This is a genomic window from Pseudomonas sp. WOUb67, from assembly GCF_050058005.1.
In the GTDB taxonomy this organism is placed as follows: Bacteria; Pseudomonadota; Gammaproteobacteria; order Pseudomonadales; family Pseudomonadaceae; genus Aquipseudomonas; species Aquipseudomonas putida_R.
In genome coordinates this window covers 1818440-1836974 of the sequence record NZ_CP170112.1, presented here as the reverse complement: position 1 = coordinate 1836974, position 18535 = coordinate 1818440, and the positions used below count along the sequence as shown (strand labels likewise).

The following is an 18535-nucleotide window of genomic DNA, read 5'->3' as shown; positions in this document are numbered from 1 at the left end:
TTGATGGCAAAATGATGCCATGCGCATGGATTAAGGAAACCCCATTGAAGCTGGAATTGCGGAACAGCTTGTCGGTCAAGTTGCTCAGGGTCGTGCTGCTGTCGGCGTTGGCGGTTGGCGTCGTGCTCAGCTGTGCGCAAATTGTCTACGACACTTACAAGACCCGCCAGGCCGTGAACAACGATGCCCAGCGCATCCTTGACATGTTCCGCGACCCCTCCACCCAGGCGGTGTACAGCCTCGACCGCGAAATGGGCATGCAGGTGATGGAAGGCCTGTTCCAGGACGAATCGGTGCGCATGGCCTCCATCGGCCACCCCAACGAAACCATGCTGGCAGAAAAGTCCCGCCCGCTGCAGGACATGTCCATGCGCTGGCTGACCGACCCGATCCTCGGCCAGGAACGCACCTACACCACGCAACTGGTCGGCCGCGGCCCCTACAGCGAATACTACGGCGACCTGAGCATTACCCTGGACACCTCGTCCTACGGTGAAGACTTCCTGATCAACGCGGTGATCATCTTCATTTCCGGCGTACTGCGGGCCTTGGCCATGGGCCTGGTGCTGTACCTGGTCTACCACTGGCTGCTGACCAAACCGCTGTCCAAGATCATCGAGCACCTCACCCAGATCAACCCCGACCGCCCCAGCCAGCACCAGATACCGCTGCTCAAGGGCCACGAAAAGAATGAACTGGGCCTGTGGGTCAATACTGCCAACCAGTTGCTGGCGTCGATCGAGCGCAATACCCACCTGCGCCATGAAGCCGAAAACAGCCTGCAACGCATGGCCCAGTACGACTTCCTCACCGGCCTGCCCAACCGCCAGCAACTGCAACAGCAGCTGGACAAGATCCTCGTCGATGGCGGCCGCTTGCAACACCGTGTAGCGGTGTTGTGCGTGGGCCTGGACGACTTCAAGGGCATCAACGAGCAGTTCAGCTACCAGGTCGGTGATCAGCTGCTGCTGGCCCTGGCCGACCGCCTGAGGGCCCACAGTGGCCGCCTGGGCGCTTTGGCGCGGCTGGGCGGTGACCAGTTTGCCCTGGTGCAGGCCAATATCGAGCAGCCCTACGAGGCGGCCGAACTGGCGCAAAGCATACTCGACGACCTGGAAGTGCCCTTCGACCTCGACCACCACCAGCAGATCCGCCTGCGCGCAACCATCGGTATCACTCTGTTCCCCGAAGACGGCGACAGCACCGAGAAGCTGCTGCAGAAAGCCGAACAGACCATGACCCTGGCCAAGGCCCGTTCGCGCAACCGCTACCAGTTCTATATCGCCAGCGTCGACAGCGAAATGCGCCGCCGCCGCGAGCTGGAAAAAGACCTGCGCGAAGCCCTGCCGCGCAACCAGTTGTACCTGGTGTACCAGCCACAGATCAGTTACCGCGACCACCGCGTGGTCGGTGTCGAGGCGCTGCTGCGCTGGCAGCACCCCGAGCTGGGCATGGTCCCGCCGGACCAGTTCATTCCGCTGGCCGAACAGAACGGCAGCATCATCAGCATCGGCGAATGGGTACTGGACCAGGCCTGCCGGCAACTGCGCGAATGGCACGACCAAGGCTTCAGCGAGCTGCGCATGGCGGTCAACCTGTCCACCGTGCAGCTGCACCACAGTGAACTGCCGCGGGTGGTCAACAACCTGCTGCAGGCCTACCGCCTGCCGCCACGCAGCCTGGAGCTGGAAGTGACCGAAACCGGCCTGATGGAAGACATCAGCACGGCCGCCCAGCACCTGCTGAGCCTGCGCCGCTCCGGGGCGCTGATTGCCATCGACGACTTCGGCACCGGTTATTCGTCGCTCAGTTACCTGAAGTCGCTGCCGCTGGACAAGATCAAGATCGACAAGAGCTTCGTCCAGGACCTGCTCGACGACGATGACGACGCCACCATCGTTCGCGCCATCATCCAGCTGGGCAAGAGCCTGGGCATGCAGGTGATTGCCGAAGGGGTGGAAACCGCCGAACAGGAAACCTACATCATTGCCCAGGGTTGCCACGAGGGCCAGGGCTATCACTACAGCAAGCCGCTGTCGGCCCGTGAGCTGACCAGCTTCCTCAAGCAGGCGCAGCGTAACCAGGTTTCGATGTTCTGAGCCGGCACGACTGGTTACCGGCTGTGACCGGCAATTACATGAATTGCGCGCCCGCCCCTTTACAGCAAATGCAAATCTTTCGCATGATGTTGCGGTTTCGCGTGCCACGGCGCACGGTCCACCCCTTGGTCCAACCACACGACGCAGGAAAACCAATAATGATTCGAATGCCTCTGGCCTCCGCCAGTCTGCTGGCCATTGCCATCGCTCTCGCCGGTTGCGGTGAAAAGGACGACAAAGCCGCCGCGCCGCAAGCACAGGCACCTGCTGCTGCCAGCACCACCGCTGCTGCGCCAGGGGCTGTCGACGAAGCCGCCGGCAAAGCCGTGGTCAAGCACTACGCCGAAATGGTCTACGCCGTGTACAGCGACTCGCTGAGCACCGCCAAGGCCCTGCAGACCGCAGTCGACGCGTTCCTGGCCAAGCCTAACGACGAAACCCTGAAGGCCGCCAAGGAAGCCTGGTTCGCCTCGCGCGTACCGTACCTGCAGACCGAGGCCTTCCGCTTCGGCAACACCATCATCGACGACTGGGAAGGCCAGGTGAACGCCTGGCCGCTGGACGAAGGCCTGATCGACTACGTCGACAAGAGCTACGAGCACGCCTTGGGCAACCCGGCCGCCGGCGCCAACATCATCGCCAACACCGAGATCCAGGTGGGCGAAGAGAAGGTCGACGTCAAGGACATCACCCCCGAGAAGCTGGCCAGCCTGAACGAACTGGGCGGTTCTGAAGCCAACGTCGCCACCGGCTACCACGCCATCGAGTTCCTGCTCTGGGGCCAGGACCTGAACGGCACCGGCCCAGGCGCGGGTAATCGCCCTGCGTCGGACTACCTGGAAGGCCAGGGCGCCACTGGCGGCCACAACGATCGCCGCCGTGCCTACCTGAAAGCGGTCACCGACCTGCTGGTCAAGGACCTCGAAGAGATGGTCGGCAACTGGGCGCCGAACGTCGCCGACAACTACCGTGCCACGCTGGAAGCCGAGCCTGTCAACGACGGCCTGCGCAAGATGCTGTTCGGCATGGGCAGCCTGTCGCTGGGCGAGCTGGCTGGCGAGCGCATGAAGGTTTCGCTGGAAGCCAACTCGCCGGAAGACGAGCAGGACTGCTTCAGCGACAACACCCACTACTCGCACTTCTATGACGCCAAAGGCATCCGCAACGTCTACCTGGGCGAGTACACCCGCCCGGACGGCACCAAGGTGACCGGCCCGAGCCTGTCGTCGCTGGTCGCCAAGGCTGACCCGGCCGCTGACGCCACCCTCAAGGCCGACCTGGAAGCCACCGAAGCCAAGATCCAGGTGATCGTCGACCACGCCCTCAAAGGCGAGCACTACGACCAGCTGATCGCCGCCGACAACGCGGCCGGCAACCAGATCGTGCGTGACGCCATCGCCGCCCTGGTCAAGCAGACCGGTGCGATCGAGCAGGCGGCAGGCAAACTGGGTATTGCCAACCTGAACCCGGATACCGCAGATCACGAATTCTGATCCTGCTGTAACAGGTGTTTGAAAAGAGGCGGCCTTCGGGTCGCCTTTTTTGCTTCTGGCCTCTTCGCGGGTAAACCCGCTCCCACAGGTGCGCCTCAAGCTTCAAGTGGGGCGCAGTACCTGTGGGAGCGGGTTTACCCGCGAAGAGGCCGGTGCAGCACATGAAGATGCTGGCATTTCACATCCTTTTCACCCAAGCAATTGCAAATTGCTCTTATTCAAAAAACGCTGGCCTGCTAAGCTTGCACGCCGGTTTTTCGTCCACGCCCAGGATTTTGCATGTCCTCGTCGCTGTCCCGACTCTCCCTCCTGCTGCTGACCCTTGCCCTCGCCGCCTGTGACGACGCCCCGCGTTTCACCCAGGCCGAGCCCGGCGAAGCGTTGTCGGGTGGCAAGGCGACCGTGCAGCGCAGCGACCGCAATGCTTATTCCCTGCCCTCGGCCAACCTCTCGCCCGAGCGGCGCCTGGACTTCGCCGTGGGCAACAGCTTCTTCCGCAACCCCTGGGTGATCGCCCCGTCCACCACCACCGCACGTGATGGCCTGGGCCCGCTGTTCAACACCAACGCCTGCCAGAACTGCCATGTGCGCGATGGCCGTGGCCACCCGCCAGAGCCGGGTGACAGCAACGCGGTGGGCATGCTGGTACGCCTGTCGATCCCCGACCAGCCTTACCTGGCCAAGGTCATCGAGCGCCTCGGCGTGGTGCCGGAGCCGGTATACGGCACCCAGTTGCAGGACATGGCCATCCCCGGCGTGGCGCCAGAAGGCAAGGTGCGGGTGAGCTACACCCAGCAAACCGTGTCGTTCAAGGACGGCCACCAGGTCGAGCTGCGCAAGCCAACCCTGCAGATTACCCAGCTCGGCTATGGCGTGATGCACCCCGACACCCGCTTTTCGGCTCGGGTGGCACCGCCGATGATCGGCCTGGGCCTGCTCGAAGCCATCCCCGAAGCCGACCTGCTGGCCAACGAAGACCCGGACGACCACAACCGCGACGGCATTCGCGGGCGGGCCAACCGCGTCTGGGACGACGCCTTGGGCAAGACCGTGGTCGGCCGCTTTGGCTGGAAGGCCGGGCAGCCCAACGTCAACCAGCAGAATGTGCACGCCTTCGCCGGCGACATGGGCCTGACCAGTACCCTGCAGCCCAAGGACGATTGCACCCCGGCCCAGGCCGACTGCCTGGCCGCACCCAACGGCGACGGCGCCGATGGCGAGAAGGAAGTCAGCGACAACATCCTGCGCCTGGTCACCTTCTACACCCGCAACCTGGCCGTACCGGCCCGCCGCGATGTGAACGCGCCGCAGGTGCTGGCGGGCAAGAACCTGTTCTACCAGGCCGGCTGCCAGGGCTGCCACACCCCGCAGTTCACCACCGCCGCCGATGCCGCCGAGCCAGAGCTGGCCAACCAGGTCATCCGCCCTTACACCGACCTGCTGCTGCATGACATGGGCCCGGGGCTGGCCGACGAGCGCACCGAATTCGCCGCCAACGGCCAGGACTGGCGTACCCCGCCACTGTGGGGCGTTGGCCTGAACGAAACGGTCAGCGGCCACAGCCAGTTCCTGCACGACGGCCGCGCCCGCAACCTGCTTGAAGCCGTGCTCTGGCACGGTGGCGAAGCCGAGGCGGCACGCAACTTCGTACTCACTTTCAATGCCGAGCAACGCGCCGCGTTGCTGGCGTTCCTGAACTCACTTTAAAACGCGCAAAGGAGCCGGGCATGTTCCGACCCAAACTGTTGTTCACCAGCCTCGCCGCACTCGCCCTCGGTGCCTGCTCGCCGCAGGACCCGCAAGCAGTGACCTCCGCTGCCATCGCCAAGCAGGTCATCCTGCCTACCTACAGCCGCTGGGTCGAAGCTGACCGCACGCTGGCCGCCAGCGCCCTGGCCTATTGCGAAGGCAAGCAAGACCTGGAAAAGGCCCGCGCCGACTTCCTCAACGCGCAAAAGGCCTGGGCCGAGCTGCAGCCGCTGCTGGTCGGCCCGCTGGCCGAAGGCAACCGCGCCTGGCAGGTACAGTTCTGGCCCGACAAGAAGAACCTGGTCGGCCGTCAGGTCGAACAGCTGGTCAACGGCGACAAGCCGGTCGACGCCGCTTCCCTGGGCAAGGCCAGCGTGGTGGTCCGTGGCCTGTCGGCCTACGAGTACATCCTGTTCGACAGCAAGCCGGACATCGCCACGGCCGAGCAGAAAGCCCGCTACTGCCCGCTGCTGGTGGCCATCGGTGAGCACCAGAAGGTGCTGGCCGAGGACATCCTCAAGAGCTGGAACAGCACCGACGGCATGCTTTCGCAGATGACCAAGTTCCCGAACCAGCGCTACGCCGATTCCCACGAGGCCATCGCAGACCTGCTGCGCTCCCAGGTCACCGCCCTGGACACCCTGAAGAAGAAGCTGGGTGCGCCGATGGGTCGCCAAAGCAAGGGCATCCCGCAGCCGCTGCAGGCCGAAGCCTGGCGCAGCCACAACTCGTTGAAGAGCCTGGAGGCCACCCTCAAGGCTGCCGAAACCGTTTGGGTCGGGGTCGACAACCAGGGCTTGCGCGGCCTGCTGCCCAGCGATCAGAAAGCGCTGGCGGACAAGATCGACGCCGCCTACGCTACCTCGCTCAAACTGCTGGCCGACAACCAGAAGTCCCTGGGCGAGCTGCTGGCCGACGACGCTGGTCAGCAAACCCTCAACCAGATCTACGACAGCCTCAACGCCGTCCACCGCCTGCACGAAGGCGAACTGGCCAAGGCGTTGAACATCCAGCTGGGCTTCAATGCCAACGACGGTGACTGATCATGCTGCGACGCCAGGCACTCAAAATCGGTAGCGTATTGCTCAGCGCCCTCACCCTGGGCGGCTGGAGCCTGTTCCGCAACAAAGGCAGCGAACCCTTGCTGCTCTCGGCGCGTGACGACGGCGACGGCAAGCACTATGCCGTCGGTTTCCGCCTGGACGGCACCCAGGTGTTCAGCACCCAGGTCGCCCAGCGTTGCCATGCCATCATCCACCACCCCGAGCAGCCGATCGCCCTGTTCGTCGCCCGTCGCCCCGGTACCGAAAGCTACCTGGTCGACTTGCGCGACGGGCGCCTGCTGCAAACGGTGGTCTCGCAGCCGAACCGGCACTTCTACGGCCACGCCGTGGTGCACAAAGGCGGCGAATGGCTGTATGCCACCGAGAACGACACCACCGACCCGGGTCGGGGCGTGCTCGGCGTGTACCGTTTCGAAGGTGAACGCCTGGTACACACCGGCGAGATCCCGACCCACGGCATCGGCCCGCACGAAGTGGCCTGGCTGCCGGACGGCGAGACGCTGATCGTGGCCAACGGCGGCATTCGCACCGAAGCCGAAAGCCGGGTGGAGATGAACCTTGACGCCATGCAGCCGAGCCTGGTGCTGATGCAGCGCGACGGCACCCTGTTGAGCAAGGAAACCCTGGCCCAGCAGATGAACAGCGTGCGCCACCTGGCGGTGGGCAGCGATGGCACCATCGCCGCCTGCCAGCAGTTCATGGGCGATGCCGATGAAACGGCCGAGCTGCTGGCGATCAAGCGCCCGGGCGAGCCGTTCAAGGCCTTCCCGGTGCCAGAGCGGCAGTTGCAGGCCATGGCCCAGTACACCGCCAGCGTCGCCATCCACAGCGAACTGCGCCTGGTGGCACTGACCGCGCCACGGGCCAACCGCCTGTTTGTCTGGGACCTGGACAGCGGCGCGGTGCGGCTGGATGCACCCATGCCTGATTGCGCGGGGGTTGGCGCGGTGAAAAACGGTTTTGTCGTCACCTCCGGGCAGGGCCGTTGCCGGTTCTACGATTGCCGCAAGGCCGAACTGGTCGGGCAACCGATGAACCTGCCGTCCGGCTTCTGGGACAACCACCTGCATCTCGTCTGATTTTTCGGCTGCATGCACTGGCCCTTTCGCGGCTAAAGCCGCTCCCACAGGGTTCTACACGGTCCCTGTGGGAGCGGCTTTAGCCGCGAAAGGGCCGGCACAGGCATTTCACCTCCCTCCTCCCGAAAAACAGTCAATACTTCCCCCATCCACACGTGGGCAGGATCGCCCGTTGTCGTGTCCAGGCTAATAACAACCGTATCCAAGGAACCGGACCTATGCTGCGCCGCCGCATGCTGATCATGTTGGCCGTGGTTCTGCTGATCGTGCTGGCCCTGGGGGGCTACAAGGCTTTCTCGATCTACCAGCAGATCCAGATGTTCACTGCCCCCAAGCCGCCCATCACCGTAGCGGCAGCCTTGGCCGAACAGCGCCAGTGGCAAGAGCGCCTGCCCGCCGTCGGCAGCCTCAAGGCATTGCAGGGCGTGGAACTGAGCCTGGAGGTGGAAGGTATCGTCAAAGCCCTGCACTTCGACTCGGGCCAGCAGGTCAAGGCCGGGCAACTGCTGCTGCAACTCAACGACGACCAGGAAACGGCCCTGCTTGGCACCGCCCAGGCCGACCTGGGCCTGGCCAAGGTCGATTTTGGTCGTGGCAGCCAACTGGTCGGCGACTCGGCCATCTCCCGGGGCGAGTTCGATCGCCTTAGCTCCCAGTACCGCCGAAACCAGGCGGTGGTCGAGCAGCTCAAGGCGCAGAAGATCAAGAAGAGCATCAACGCCCCGTTCAGCGGCACCATCGGCATCCGCCAGGTGGACATCGGCCAGTACCTGGCCGCCGGCACGATGATCGCCACCCTGCAGGACACCTCCAGCCTGTACGTGGACTTCAACGTACCGGAACAGGCCCTGCCGAAGTTGAGCCTGGGCCAGCAGGTGCTGTTGCAGGTAGCCGCCTACCCGGGCCAGACCTTCCCCGCCAGCCTCAGCGCCATCAACCCCAAGGTCGAAGAAACCACGCGCAACCTGCTGGTGCGTGCCACCTTGGCCAACCCCGACGGCAAGCTGCTGCCAGGCATGTTCGCCAACCTGCTGATCCTGCTGCCCAACCCGCAACCGCAAGTGGTAGTGCCGGAAAGCGCCATTACCTACACCCTGTACGGCAACTCGGTGTACGTCGCCGCGCCGAAGAAGGACAAGGACGGCAAGCCGGAAACCGACGACAAGGGCCAACCCCACCTGGTCGCCGAACAACGCACGGTGCAGACCGGCGAGCGCCGCGACGGCGTGGTGGTGGTCAGCAAGGGCCTGCAAGCCGGCGAACAGGTGGTTACCGCCGGGCAACTGAAGCTCACCCCGGGCGCCGCGATCCGCATCGGCCAGGACAAAGCCCTCAAGCCCGAACAGGGCGCGCCGGGCAAGGACTGACAGGAGGCTGGCATGGCGTTTACCGATCCGTTCATCCGTCGCCCGGTACTGGCCAGCGTGGTCAGCCTGCTGATCCTGCTGCTGGGCTTCCAGGCCTGGAACAAGCTGCAGATCCGCCAGTACCCACAAATGGAAAACGCCCTGATCACGGTAACCACCGCTTACCCCGGGGCCAACGCCGAGACGATCCAGGGCTACATCACCCAGCCGCTGCAGCAAAGCCTGGCCAGCGCCGAAGGCATCGACTACATGACCTCGGTGAGCCGGCAGAACTTCTCGATCATTTCCATCTACGCGCGCATCGGCGCCGACAGCGACCGGCTGTTCACCGAGCTGCTGGCCAAGGCCAACGAAGTGCGCAACAAACTCCCTCAGGACTCCGAAGACCCGGTGCTGAGCAAGGAGGCCGCCGATGCCTCGGCGCTGATGTACGTCAGCTTCTACAGCAAGGAAATGAGCAACCCGCAAATCACCGACTACCTGTCACGGGTCATCCAGCCCAAGCTGGCCACGTTGCCAGGCATGGCCGAGGCGGAGATTCTCGGCAACCAGGTGTTTGCCATGCGTATCTGGATCGACCCGGTGAAGCTGGCCGGCTTCGGCCTGTCGGCCACCGACGTGACCAATGCCGTACGCCGCTACAACTTCCTCTCTGCTGCCGGTGAGGTAAAAGGCGAATACGTGGTCACCAGTATCAACGCCAGTACCGAGCTGAAGTCGGCCGAAGCGTTCGCCGCCTTGCCGGTCAAGACCAGCGGTGACAGCCGCGTGCTGCTGGGCGATGTGGCGCGGGTAGAGATGGGCGCAGAAAACTACGACACGGTCAGCTCGTTCGACGGCACGCCATCGGTGTATATCGGTATAAAGGCCACCCCGGCCTCCAACCCGCTGGACGTGATCAAGGAAGTGCGGCGCATCATGCCCGAGCTGGAAAGCCAGCTGCCCTCGGCGCTGAAGGTGTCGATCGCCTACGACGCCACGCTGTTCATCCAGGCCTCCATCGACGAAGTGATCAAGACCCTCGGCGAAGCGGTGCTGATCGTCATCGTGGTGGTGTTCCTGTTTCTCGGGGCGCTGCGCTCGGTGCTGATCCCGGTGGTGACCATTCCGCTGTCGATGATCGGCGTGCTGTTCTTCATGCAGATGATGGGCTACTCGCTCAACCTGCTGACCCTGCTGGCCATGGTCCTGGCCATCGGCCTGGTGGTGGACGATGCCATTGTCGTGGTGGAGAACATCCACCGGCACATGGAAGAAGGCAAGTCGCCGTTCGATGCGGCCCTTGAGGGCGCCCGCGAGATCGCCATGCCGGTGGTGTCGATGACCATCACCCTGGCCGCCGTGTATGCCCCCATCGGCTTCCTCACCGGGCTCACAGGGGCGTTGTTCAAGGAGTTCGCCCTGACCTTGGCCGGGGCAGTGGTGATCTCCGGCATTGTAGCCCTCACCCTTTCACCGATGATGTGCGCCCTGCTGCTGCGGCAGGAGCAGAACCCCAGCGGCCTGGCCCATCGCCTGGACCAGATCTTCGAGCGCCTGAAGGTGCGCTACCAGCGCCTGCTGCACGCCACCCTCGACAGCCGGCCGGTGGTGTTGGTGTTTGCCGTGATCATCCTGTGCCTGATCCCGGTGCTGCTCAAGTTCACCCAGAACGAACTGGCGCCCAATGAGGACCAGGGCGTGATCTTCATGATGAGCAGCTCGCCGCAGCCGGCCAACCTCGATTACCTCAACGCCTATACCGACCAGTTCACGCCGCTGTTCAAGGCCTTCCCCGAATACTACTCATCGTTCCAGATCAACGGCTTCAATGGCGTGCAGACGGGTATTGGCGGCTTCCTGCTCAAACCCTGGAACGAACGCGAGCGCACGCAGATGGAGCTGTTGCCACTGGTGCAGGCCAAACTGGAAGAAATCGGCGGCCTGCAGATTTTCGGCTTCAACCTGCCCTCACTGCCCGGCACCGGTGAGGGCTTGCCGTTCCAGTTCGTGATCAATACCGCCGGCGACTACCCGGCACTGCTGGAAGTGGCCCAGCGCATCAAGACGCGTGCCCAGGAATCGGGCAAGTTCGCCTTCCTCGACATCGACCTGGCCTTCGACAAGCCCGAAGTGGTGGTCGATATCGACCGGGCCAAGGCGGCGCAGATGGGAGTGTCGATGGACGCCTTGGGCGGCACGCTGGCAACCTTGCTGGGCGAGGCGGAAATCAACCGGTTCACCCTGGAAGGACGCAGCTACAAGGTGATAGCCCAGGTCGAGCGGCTGTACCGTGACAACCCCGGCTGGCTGAACAACTACTACGTGAAGAACGACCAGGGCCAACTGCTGCCGCTGTCGACCCTGATCACCCTCACCGACCGCGCCCGCCCGCGCCAGCTCAACCAGTTTCAGCAGTTGAACTCGGCGATCATCCAGGGCGTGCCCATGGTCAGCCTGGGCGAAGCGCTGAAGACGGTGCAGGACATCGCCCGCGAAGAGGCCCCGGAAGGCTTCGCCTTCGACTACGCCGGCGTGGCCCGCCAGTACGTTCAGGAAGGCAGCGCGCTGTGGGTTACATTCGGCCTGGCACTGGCGATCATCTTCCTGGTGCTGGCAGCACAGTTCGAAAGCTTCCGCGACCCGTTGGTGATCCTGGTGACGGTGCCGTTGTCGATCTGCGGGGCGCTGCTGCCGCTGTTCCTGGGCATATCGAGCATGAACATCTACACCCAGGTCGGGCTGGTGACGTTGATCGGGCTGATCAGCAAGCACGGCATCCTCATCGTCGAGTTCGCCAACCAGCTGCGTGAGGAACGCGGCCTGAGCGTGCGCGAGGCGATCGAGGAAGCGGCGGCGATTCGCCTGCGGCCGGTGCTGATGACAACGGCGGCGATGGTGTTCGGCATGGTGCCGCTGATTCTGGCGACCGGCGCCGGGGCGGTCAGCCGTTTTGACATCGGGACGGTGATTGCCACCGGAATGTCGATTGGCACGCTGTTTACCTTGTTTGTGCTGCCCTGTATCTACACCCTGTTGGCACACAAGACGAAAGCCAAGGAGCCTGCCATAGCCTGAACCTGCCTCTTCGCGGGCTTGCCCGCTCCCACAGGTAGGGCACCGCCTCTGAAACGGGTGCAGTACCTGTGGGAGCGGGCAAGCCCGCGAAGAGGCCGGCGAGACAGGCACAAAAATGCCAGAGGCCCCGCGATTGCGGGGCCTCTGGCGTTTCTAGCTCACACCGGGTTCAACCAAATGGCCGCAACCCTTGACGCAGGCCGAACAGGAACAGCAAAAGGTCCTGGTCCGGCGCGACCTGTGCCTGCTGCTGCGGTTTCGCTTCCCGCGGCAACGCGCACTGGTCGGCCATCTCAGCCTTGCTGAACACGGTCGGCCTCGGCTCTTCCCACGCAGCCACCGCCACGGTGGTCACCGCCAGGCCTGCTACCAGGAACAAAGCTCGAGCTATTTCTAGTTTCATTACCCTAACCCTTTGACAGCGCTGCCAAACGCCATCTTGTAAAAGTAGAGCAGCGTCTGCCATTCCGCGTCATTGAGCGACGAATGGCGGCGCAGCTGGCGCAGGTCGTTACCTGCCGCACGCTGGCAGCTGATACGCCGCCGGCACTTTTCCAGGTCCAGCAGCGCCACTTCGACGCGCGCTTGCTCGCCTTCGCCAATCACCTTGATGAATACGTGCTTGCCATACAGGCAACCGTGCTGCCAGTGCCCCAGGTGCATGCGCGCCAGGTTGTCCGCCAGGTCCTTGAGCATGCGCTCATGCACCACCTGCGGATAACGCTCACGGGCACCTTCGGCATGCCAGTTGTCGAGCTCGATAAAGCCGTCCAGTGCTTCGCTCACCAGCAGCGCACGCCACTGGTGGTCGGCATCGCGTTCGGCACCACAGAAGACGATGCGCGGTACACGCACGCCCAGTTGCTCGAAGCTGTTCAGTGCATCGAGTTCACGCAATACGGTCGGCCGGCCAAAAGGGTGCAGCAGGCTGCGGTAGATATGCCCGACCTGACGCTTGGCATACAGCAGCTTGCCATTGGCATCGTTGAGGCGTTGCACACCACTTTCGCCACCACGGCGCTGGTTAGGTTCCTCGACCCACTCGCCTTGCTGGCGCCAGTAAAAATCGAACCGCGACTCCCCTTTCTGGGCTACAGCCATCAAACACTACCCCTTACGCAATACGTAAACCCGCCACATGGCATAGAACGGCAGGAAGTCGAGGCGTTCCTGGATTCTGAAGCCTGCGGCCCTGAATTCTTCTTCGACCGTTTCGGCCGGTAACACGAAACGGTTCTGGTAATTGTCCTGTTCGGCCTTGGCACTGCGACGCTCTTCCAGTTTTTTCCGGCGCCACGCCTTGAAGTTGCCATCCACCCACAGTGACAGAATCACACTATCACGGCTAACCCGCTGAAATTCCGAAAGAATGGTCTTTCTGTGGGCAGATTCGCCAATGTGGTGGAACAGGCGCATACAGAAAATGCTGTCCACCGAGTTGTCCGGCAGGTCGATGGCAAACGCAGAAGTCTGCAAAGGGCGTACCCGCGCCACCACTTCTGGCGGTTGCGCGGCGCACGCTGTCTCGATCATCGCTTCGGAGTTGTCGGCGCCGATGATGACCCGGTTGGGTTTTTCTGCCAGCAGCGGCCAGAAGCGGCCGGCACCGCAGGGCAGGTCCAGTACCAGGCCAGGCTCGCCAGCCAATGCCAGGGCGCGACGCGCCAATTGCTCATCTCGCTTGTGGGAAAGGCGTCGCGCCAGGCCGTCCTGGTGCTTGAGAAAGTACTCACGGGCATGGTCTTTGTCGTACTTCTCGGAAAATTCAAGCTTGATGGGGCTACGCATTGGGCATCTCCTGACTCCAGTGCCGCTCACCTTAGGTAAACAAGCGTTGGAATCAGGTCATGCCAATGTGAAAAAAATGTTGCGCGCCAATTGACCTGTTACAAACCATTACTCGGCCATGCCGTCCAGGTCGCCTTTGGCCGCGGTATTGCTCAGGTCGACCTGGAAGCGGCACCCATGCGGCAAGGTGGACGTGAGGGTAACGCGCCAGCCCTGGTCATCACAGATCCGCTGCACCAGCGAAAGCCCAAGCCCCAGGCCCTCGCCTCGCCGTTCATCGCCGCGTACGAACGGCTTGAACATCGCTTCGCGCTGCTCTTCGGGGATGCCTACGCCGCTGTCCTCCACACTGAAGCCGTTGGCTTCAAGGCTCAGGCGGATATAGCCGCCGTCTGTGTAGTGCGCAGCATTGCGCAGCAGGTTGCCCATCACCGATTGCAGGAACGTGGCGTTGTACAGCACCGGGCTCGCACTGATGCGGCCATCGAAGTACAGGGTAAGGCCCTTCTGCTCGATGGTGTCGCGCCACACGCCGATCAGTTCATCGGCCACTTCGCGAAGGGTCGCCTGCGAGGCCACCGCGCCCTCGTCACGCTGCGCCCGCGCCAGCATCAGGAACGTCTTGACCAGTTCGCGCATTTCTTCCGTGGCCCGCGCCACCCGCTCCACCTGGCTGCGCGCGCGGGTGTCGAGGTTGGGGTTTTCCATCAGCAGTTCGCAGGAGGTTGCCAGCACCATCAACGGTGTACGCAGCTCATGGCTGACGTCACTGGTGAACAGCCGCTCGCGGGTCAGCGCGTCGCGCAGGCGGCCCAGGGTGTCATCGAAGGCCACTGCCAGCTGGCCGACTTCGTCCGCGGCATAGTCCGGTGCCAACGGCGGGGCCAGGCCCAGCAGCTGGTCGCGGTGACGCACCTGGCGGGCCAGGCGGATCACCGGCGCCATCACCCGGCGCGCCACCAGCCAGCCGAGGATGACGGCCAGCACCAGGCTGAGCACGAAGCCCACCACGACCACCGCGAACAGCACCCGCTCACGCTCTTCGAAGTCGCTCTGGTCCTGCAGCAGCACATACCGGCGGCCATCGACGATCTCGACCATGGCGTGGTACGACAGCTGGTCGCGAAATACCTCATGGAAGCCGCGGTCGAGGTGGCGCAGGTCCTTGGGCAGCTCGAAGTCGTCACGCCCGCCGCTGAAGTAGAACAGCTGATCGGGACGGGGCCGGTGGCTCCAGTCACCGACGCTGTCCATGCGTAGCAGGCGCTGCAGGTCACCGCCCAATACCGAGGAAATCAACCGCTCTTCGACCAGGTGCACAGTGGCAACGATGCCGAAGGCGAACGCCCCGGCCACCAGCGCGCTCATCAAGGCAAAGGCGATGATGATGCGCTGGGCAAGGCTTTGCTTAAACTCCATCGCGGCCCTCGGCGAGGCGATAGCCGACGCCATGGACGGTATGCAGCAACGGTTTCTCAAACGGTTTGTCGATCACCTGGCGCAGCTGGTGCACATGGCTGCGCAGGCTGTCGCTGTCGGGGCAATCGTCGCCCCACAAGGCTTCTTCCAGCACTTCGCGGCGCAGCACGTGCGGGCTTTTCTGCATCAGCACTGCCAGCAGCTTGAGGCCGACCGGGTTGAGCTTGAGCAGGCGGCCCTGACGGGTAACCTCCAGGGTGTCGAGGTCGTAGCTGAGGTCGGACACCTGCAGCGTACGGCGCCCGCCGCCCTGGGCACGGCGCAGCACCGCTTCGATGCGCGCCGCCAGCTCCGACAGGGCGAACGGCTTGAGCAGGTAGTCGTCGGCACCGGAGCGGAAGCCTTGCAGGCGGTCGTCCAGCTGGTCGCGGGCGGTAAGCATGATCACCGGCGTGTCGCGGCGGGCGTCTTCACGCAGGCGCTTGCACAGGGTGTAGCCATCGATGCCGGGCAGCATGATGTCCAGCACGATCAGGTCGTAGTGTTCGGTGGCAGCCAGGTGCAGGCCGGACAAGCCATCCTGGGCGCAGTCGACGGTGTAGCCCTTCATGCCCAGGTAATCGGCCAGGTTGGCCAGGATATCGCGGTTGTCTTCAACCAAAAGAATGCGCATCGGTTTCTCCTGTGCGGCGCTTCTCGCTGTGGTGCGCGGCAGGCGCAGCTTAAGGCCTATGCCTGCACGGTGCCAGCCCCCGGAGAAATTCACCGCACTTGACGGTTTTTTCACTGATCCTTCACGGACACAGGATAGCGGGCAGCCGACAATGCCCGATCTTTTTCGTGCCCTGGAGCCGTCATGCAGCAACGAACCCGCCCTCGCCCAATCAACTACTGGCTGTACCTGGGCATCCCCTTGGCGACCGCGCTGGCCTTGATCCTGCTGGAGCTGACTTCGGTCGACATGGATGTGGCCAAGCTGTTCTTCGACCCCGCTGCCGGGCAGTTCATTGGCCGCCACAGCTACTTGCTGGAAAACATCCTGCACGACCGGGTCAAACAGGGGGTGATCTTGCTGGGGGTGTTGTCGCTGCTGACGTTTGCCGCCAGTTTCTTCTGGAAGCGCCTGTTCGGCTGGCGCCGCGAGCTGGGCTGCCTGGTGCTGGCACTGGGGCTGTCCACGGCGTTTGTCACGCCGCTGAAAAAGGTCACCCAGGTGCAGTGCCCGTGGAGCCTGACCCAGTTTGGCGGCACGGAAACCTACAGCAAGCTGCTGGAGCCACGGCCAGCTACCGACAAGGCCGGGCTGTGCTGGCCGGGTGGGCATGCAGCGACCGGGTTCTGCCTGTTCGGCCTGTTCTTCATGTTGCGTGATCGCAAGCCGCGTCTGGCACAGGTGGCGTTTGGGGTGGCGTTGATAGCGGGGTCGGTGCTGTCGGTAGGCAGGATGATGCAGGGCGCGCACTTCCTGTCGCACAACGTGTGGACGGCGGTGTTCTGCTGGTTGATCGGGTTGGGGTCGTATTACCTGGTTCTGTATCGCCGGGGCGTGGTGGAAGCGCCAGCTGTCGAACGTAGCGTCGCCTGACAGAGGGGCCGCTTTGCGGCCCATTCGCAGCACAAGGCTGCTCCTACAAGGGTACGCGTCGGTGCGGGACTGTACGCGATCCCTGTAGGAGCAGCCTTGTGCTGCGAAGAGGCCGCAACAGGAAAACAAAAAAAGCCCCGGTTCTCACGAACCGGGGCTTTTTGATGGTGCAGGGGGTAAGGCTGGCTTACATCATGCCGCCCATGCCACCCATGCCGCCCATGTCTGGCATGCCGCCGCCAGCTGGGGCTTCGCTCGGAGCGTCAGCAATCATGGCTTCGGTGGTGATCATCAGACCGCCGATCGAAGCAGCAGCTTGCAGGGCCGAACGGGTGACCTTGGCTGGGTCCAGGATGCCCATCTCGATCATGTCGCCGTATTCGCCGGTAGCAGCGTTGTAACCGAAGTTACCCGAACCTTGCTTGACCTTGTCAGCGACAACGCTTGGCTCGTCGCCGGCGTTGGCAGTGATCTGGCGCAGTGGCGCTTCAACAGCGCGACGCAGCAGGGCGATACCGACGTTCTGGTCTTCGTTGTCGCCTTTCAGGTCAACGATCGCGTTCAGGGCGCGAACCAGGGCAACACCACCGCCAGGCACCACGCCTTCTTCAACGGCTGCACGGGTAGCGTGCAGGGCGTCTTCAACGCGGGCTTTCTTCTCTTTCATTTCAACTTCGGTGCCGGCACCGACCTTGATCACGGCAACACCGCCAGCCAGCTTGGCCAGACGCTCTTGCAGCTTCTCACGGTCGTAGTCCGAGGAAGTCTCTTCGATCTGGGCACGGATCTGCTTGACGCGAGCCTGGATGTCATCTTCAACGCCAGCGCCGTCGATGATGGTGGTGTTTTCCTTGGACAGGATGACGCGCTTGGCGTTACCCAGGTGCTCCAGGGTAGCGGTTTCCAGGGACAGGCCGATTTCTTCGGAGATGACCTGGCCGCCGGTCAGGACAGCGATGTCCTGCAGCATGGCCTTGCGGCGGTCGCCGAAGCCTGGAGCCTTGACCGCTGCAACCTTGACGATGCCGCGCATGTTGTTGACTACCAGGGTAGCCAGCGCTTCACCTTCAACGTCCTCGGCAACGATCAGCAGTGGGCGGCCGGCCTTGGCAACGGCTTCCAGAACTGGCAGCAGCTCACGGATGTTGGAGATCTTCTTGTCGACCAGCAGCAGCAGCGGGCCTTCCAGCTCGGCAACCATGGTGTCCGGCTTGTTGACGAAGTATGGCGACAGGTAGCCACGGTCGAACTGCATGCCTTCTACGACGGACAGTTCGTTGTCCAGGCCCGAGCCTTCTTCAACGGTGATCACGCCTTCTTTACCGACTTTTTCCATGGCTTCGGCAATGATGTTGCCGATGGAATCGTCAGAGTTGGCGGAGATGGTGCCTACCTGGGCGATGGCCTTGGAGTCGGCGCATGGCTTGGACAGGTTCTTCAGCTCGGCGACAACAGCGGCGGTAGCCTTGTCGATGCCGCGCTTCAGGTCCATCGGGTTCATGCCGGCAGCGACGGCTTTCAGGCCTTCGTTGACGATGGCCTGAGCCAGAACGGTAGCGGTGGTGGTGCCGTCACCGGCAGCGTCGTTGGCCTTGGAAGCCACTTCCTTGACCAGCTGGGCGCCCATGTTTTCGAAGGCGTCTTTCAGCTCGATTTCTTTGGCGACGGAAACGCCGTCCTTGGTGATGGTTGGCGCGCCGAAGCTCTTGGCCAGTACCACGTTACGGCCTTTCGGGCCCAGGGTCGCTTTTACCGCGTCAGCCAGAACGTTGACGCCAACCAGCATTTTCTTACGAGCGGAATCGCCGAACTTTACGTCTTTAGCAGCCATGATC

At 63.3% G+C, this 18535-nt stretch carries 14 protein-coding genes; 8 read left to right on the top strand and 6 right to left on the bottom strand.

The genetic code is table 11. The features are described 5' to 3' along the window. Positions 1–44: 44 nt before the first annotated feature. From ABOC32_RS08255 to ABOC32_RS08225, 7 genes are all read left to right on the top strand, one after another. A complete protein-coding gene (locus tag ABOC32_RS08255; protein WP_426810689.1) occupies positions 45–2099 on the top strand; it encodes a putative bifunctional diguanylate cyclase/phosphodiesterase in 2055 nt (684 codons plus the stop codon). 158 nt (positions 2100–2257) lie between these two features. Next, positions 2258–3592, top strand: a complete 1335-nt coding sequence (locus tag ABOC32_RS08250; RefSeq protein WP_426810688.1) for an imelysin family protein — start codon at positions 2258–2260, stop codon at positions 3590–3592. Positions 3593–3871: 279 nt separating this feature from the next. Continuing rightward, the gene (locus ABOC32_RS08245) at positions 3872–5299 is read left to right on the top strand and encodes a di-heme oxidoredictase family protein (protein WP_426810687.1); all 1428 of its coding nucleotides are present in this window, start codon (positions 3872–3874) and stop codon (positions 5297–5299) included. Positions 5300–5319: 20 nt separating this feature from the next. Then, a complete protein-coding gene (locus ABOC32_RS08240) occupies positions 5320–6384 on the top strand; it encodes an imelysin family protein (RefSeq protein ID WP_234227672.1) in 1065 nt (354 codons plus the stop codon). Between the two features lie 2 nt (positions 6385–6386). Further along, complete coding sequence (locus tag ABOC32_RS08235; protein WP_426810686.1) at positions 6387–7484, top strand: DUF1513 domain-containing protein; 1098 nt, start codon at positions 6387–6389, stop codon at positions 7482–7484. A gap of 218 nt (positions 7485–7702) precedes the next feature. Continuing rightward, the gene (locus tag ABOC32_RS08230) at positions 7703–8851 is read left to right on the top strand and encodes an efflux RND transporter periplasmic adaptor subunit (RefSeq protein ID WP_426810685.1); all 1149 of its coding nucleotides are present in this window, start codon (positions 7703–7705) and stop codon (positions 8849–8851) included. A gap of 12 nt (positions 8852–8863) precedes the next feature. Next, complete coding sequence (locus tag ABOC32_RS08225) at positions 8864–11908, top strand: multidrug efflux RND transporter permease subunit (protein WP_426810684.1); 3045 nt, start codon at positions 8864–8866, stop codon at positions 11906–11908. Between the two features lie 169 nt (positions 11909–12077). Here ABOC32_RS08225 and ABOC32_RS08220 read toward each other — a convergent pair whose 3' ends face one another. From ABOC32_RS08220 to colR, 5 genes are all read right to left on the bottom strand, one after another. After that, positions 12078–12311: a hypothetical protein gene (locus ABOC32_RS08220; RefSeq protein WP_016498076.1), complete on the bottom strand. Its 234-nt coding sequence runs from the start codon at positions 12309–12311 to the stop codon at positions 12078–12080. Beyond that, entirely contained in the window at positions 12311–13009 is a 699-nt protein-coding gene (locus ABOC32_RS08215) for a lipopolysaccharide kinase InaA family protein (protein ID WP_016498075.1), read from the bottom strand. Before ABOC32_RS08215 ends, ABOC32_RS08220 begins: the two co-directional genes overlap by 1 nt. 6 nt (positions 13010–13015) lie before the next feature. Further along, positions 13016–13696 (bottom strand): class I SAM-dependent methyltransferase, encoded by a 681-nt coding sequence (locus ABOC32_RS08210; protein ID WP_426810683.1) that lies wholly within the window; start codon positions 13694–13696, stop codon positions 13016–13018. A 108-nt stretch (positions 13697–13804) separates the two neighbouring features. Next, positions 13805–15115: a sensor histidine kinase gene (locus ABOC32_RS08205; RefSeq protein ID WP_086975417.1), complete on the bottom strand. Its 1311-nt coding sequence runs from the start codon at positions 15113–15115 to the stop codon at positions 13805–13807. Continuing rightward, complete coding sequence (gene colR / locus ABOC32_RS08200) at positions 15105–15788, bottom strand: two-component system response regulator ColR (RefSeq protein WP_016488935.1); 684 nt, start codon at positions 15786–15788, stop codon at positions 15105–15107. The genes ABOC32_RS08205 and colR overlap by 11 nt, the downstream gene beginning before the upstream one ends. Positions 15789–15971: 183 nt before the next feature. Between colR and ABOC32_RS08195 the strand changes: the two genes are divergently transcribed. Then, the gene (locus ABOC32_RS08195) at positions 15972–16700 is read left to right on the top strand and encodes a phosphatase PAP2 family protein (RefSeq protein ID WP_426810682.1); all 729 of its coding nucleotides are present in this window, start codon (positions 15972–15974) and stop codon (positions 16698–16700) included. Between the two features lie 187 nt (positions 16701–16887). On the opposite strand, the gene groL is transcribed toward ABOC32_RS08195, so the two are convergent. Next, positions 16888–18531 (bottom strand): chaperonin GroEL, encoded by a 1644-nt coding sequence (gene groL / locus ABOC32_RS08190; RefSeq protein WP_016498071.1) that lies wholly within the window; start codon positions 18529–18531, stop codon positions 16888–16890. Positions 18532–18535: the final 4 nt, after the last annotated feature.

What these genes read in the sequence shown, in the direction of transcription:
- ABOC32_RS08225 (WP_426810684.1), top strand. Translation starts at nt 8,864, where the DNA reads ATGGCGTTTACCGATCCGTTCATCCGTCGCCCGGTACTGGCCAGCGTG.
- colR (WP_016488935.1), bottom strand. Translation starts at nt 15,788, where the DNA reads ATGCGCATTCTTTTGGTTGAAGACAACCGCGATATCCTGGCCAACCTG.
- ABOC32_RS08230 (WP_426810685.1), top strand. Translation starts at nt 7,703, where the DNA reads ATGCTGCGCCGCCGCATGCTGATCATGTTGGCCGTGGTTCTGCTGATC.
- ABOC32_RS08250 (WP_426810688.1), top strand. Translation starts at nt 2,258, where the DNA reads ATGATTCGAATGCCTCTGGCCTCCGCCAGTCTGCTGGCCATTGCCATC.
- ABOC32_RS08235 (WP_426810686.1), top strand. Translation starts at nt 6,387, where the DNA reads ATGCTGCGACGCCAGGCACTCAAAATCGGTAGCGTATTGCTCAGCGCC.
- ABOC32_RS08215 (WP_016498075.1), bottom strand. Translation starts at nt 13,009, where the DNA reads ATGGCTGTAGCCCAGAAAGGGGAGTCGCGGTTCGATTTTTACTGGCGC.
- ABOC32_RS08240 (WP_234227672.1), top strand. Translation starts at nt 5,320, where the DNA reads ATGTTCCGACCCAAACTGTTGTTCACCAGCCTCGCCGCACTCGCCCTC.
- ABOC32_RS08195 (WP_426810682.1), top strand. Translation starts at nt 15,972, where the DNA reads ATGCAGCAACGAACCCGCCCTCGCCCAATCAACTACTGGCTGTACCTG.
- ABOC32_RS08210 (WP_426810683.1), bottom strand. Translation starts at nt 13,696, where the DNA reads ATGCGTAGCCCCATCAAGCTTGAATTTTCCGAGAAGTACGACAAAGAC.
- ABOC32_RS08245 (WP_426810687.1), top strand. Translation starts at nt 3,872, where the DNA reads ATGTCCTCGTCGCTGTCCCGACTCTCCCTCCTGCTGCTGACCCTTGCC.
- ABOC32_RS08205 (WP_086975417.1), bottom strand. Translation starts at nt 15,115, where the DNA reads ATGGAGTTTAAGCAAAGCCTTGCCCAGCGCATCATCATCGCCTTTGCC.
- groL (WP_016498071.1), bottom strand. Translation starts at nt 18,531, where the DNA reads ATGGCTGCTAAAGACGTAAAGTTCGGCGATTCCGCTCGTAAGAAAATG.
- ABOC32_RS08220 (WP_016498076.1), bottom strand. Translation starts at nt 12,311, where the DNA reads ATGAAACTAGAAATAGCTCGAGCTTTGTTCCTGGTAGCAGGCCTGGCG.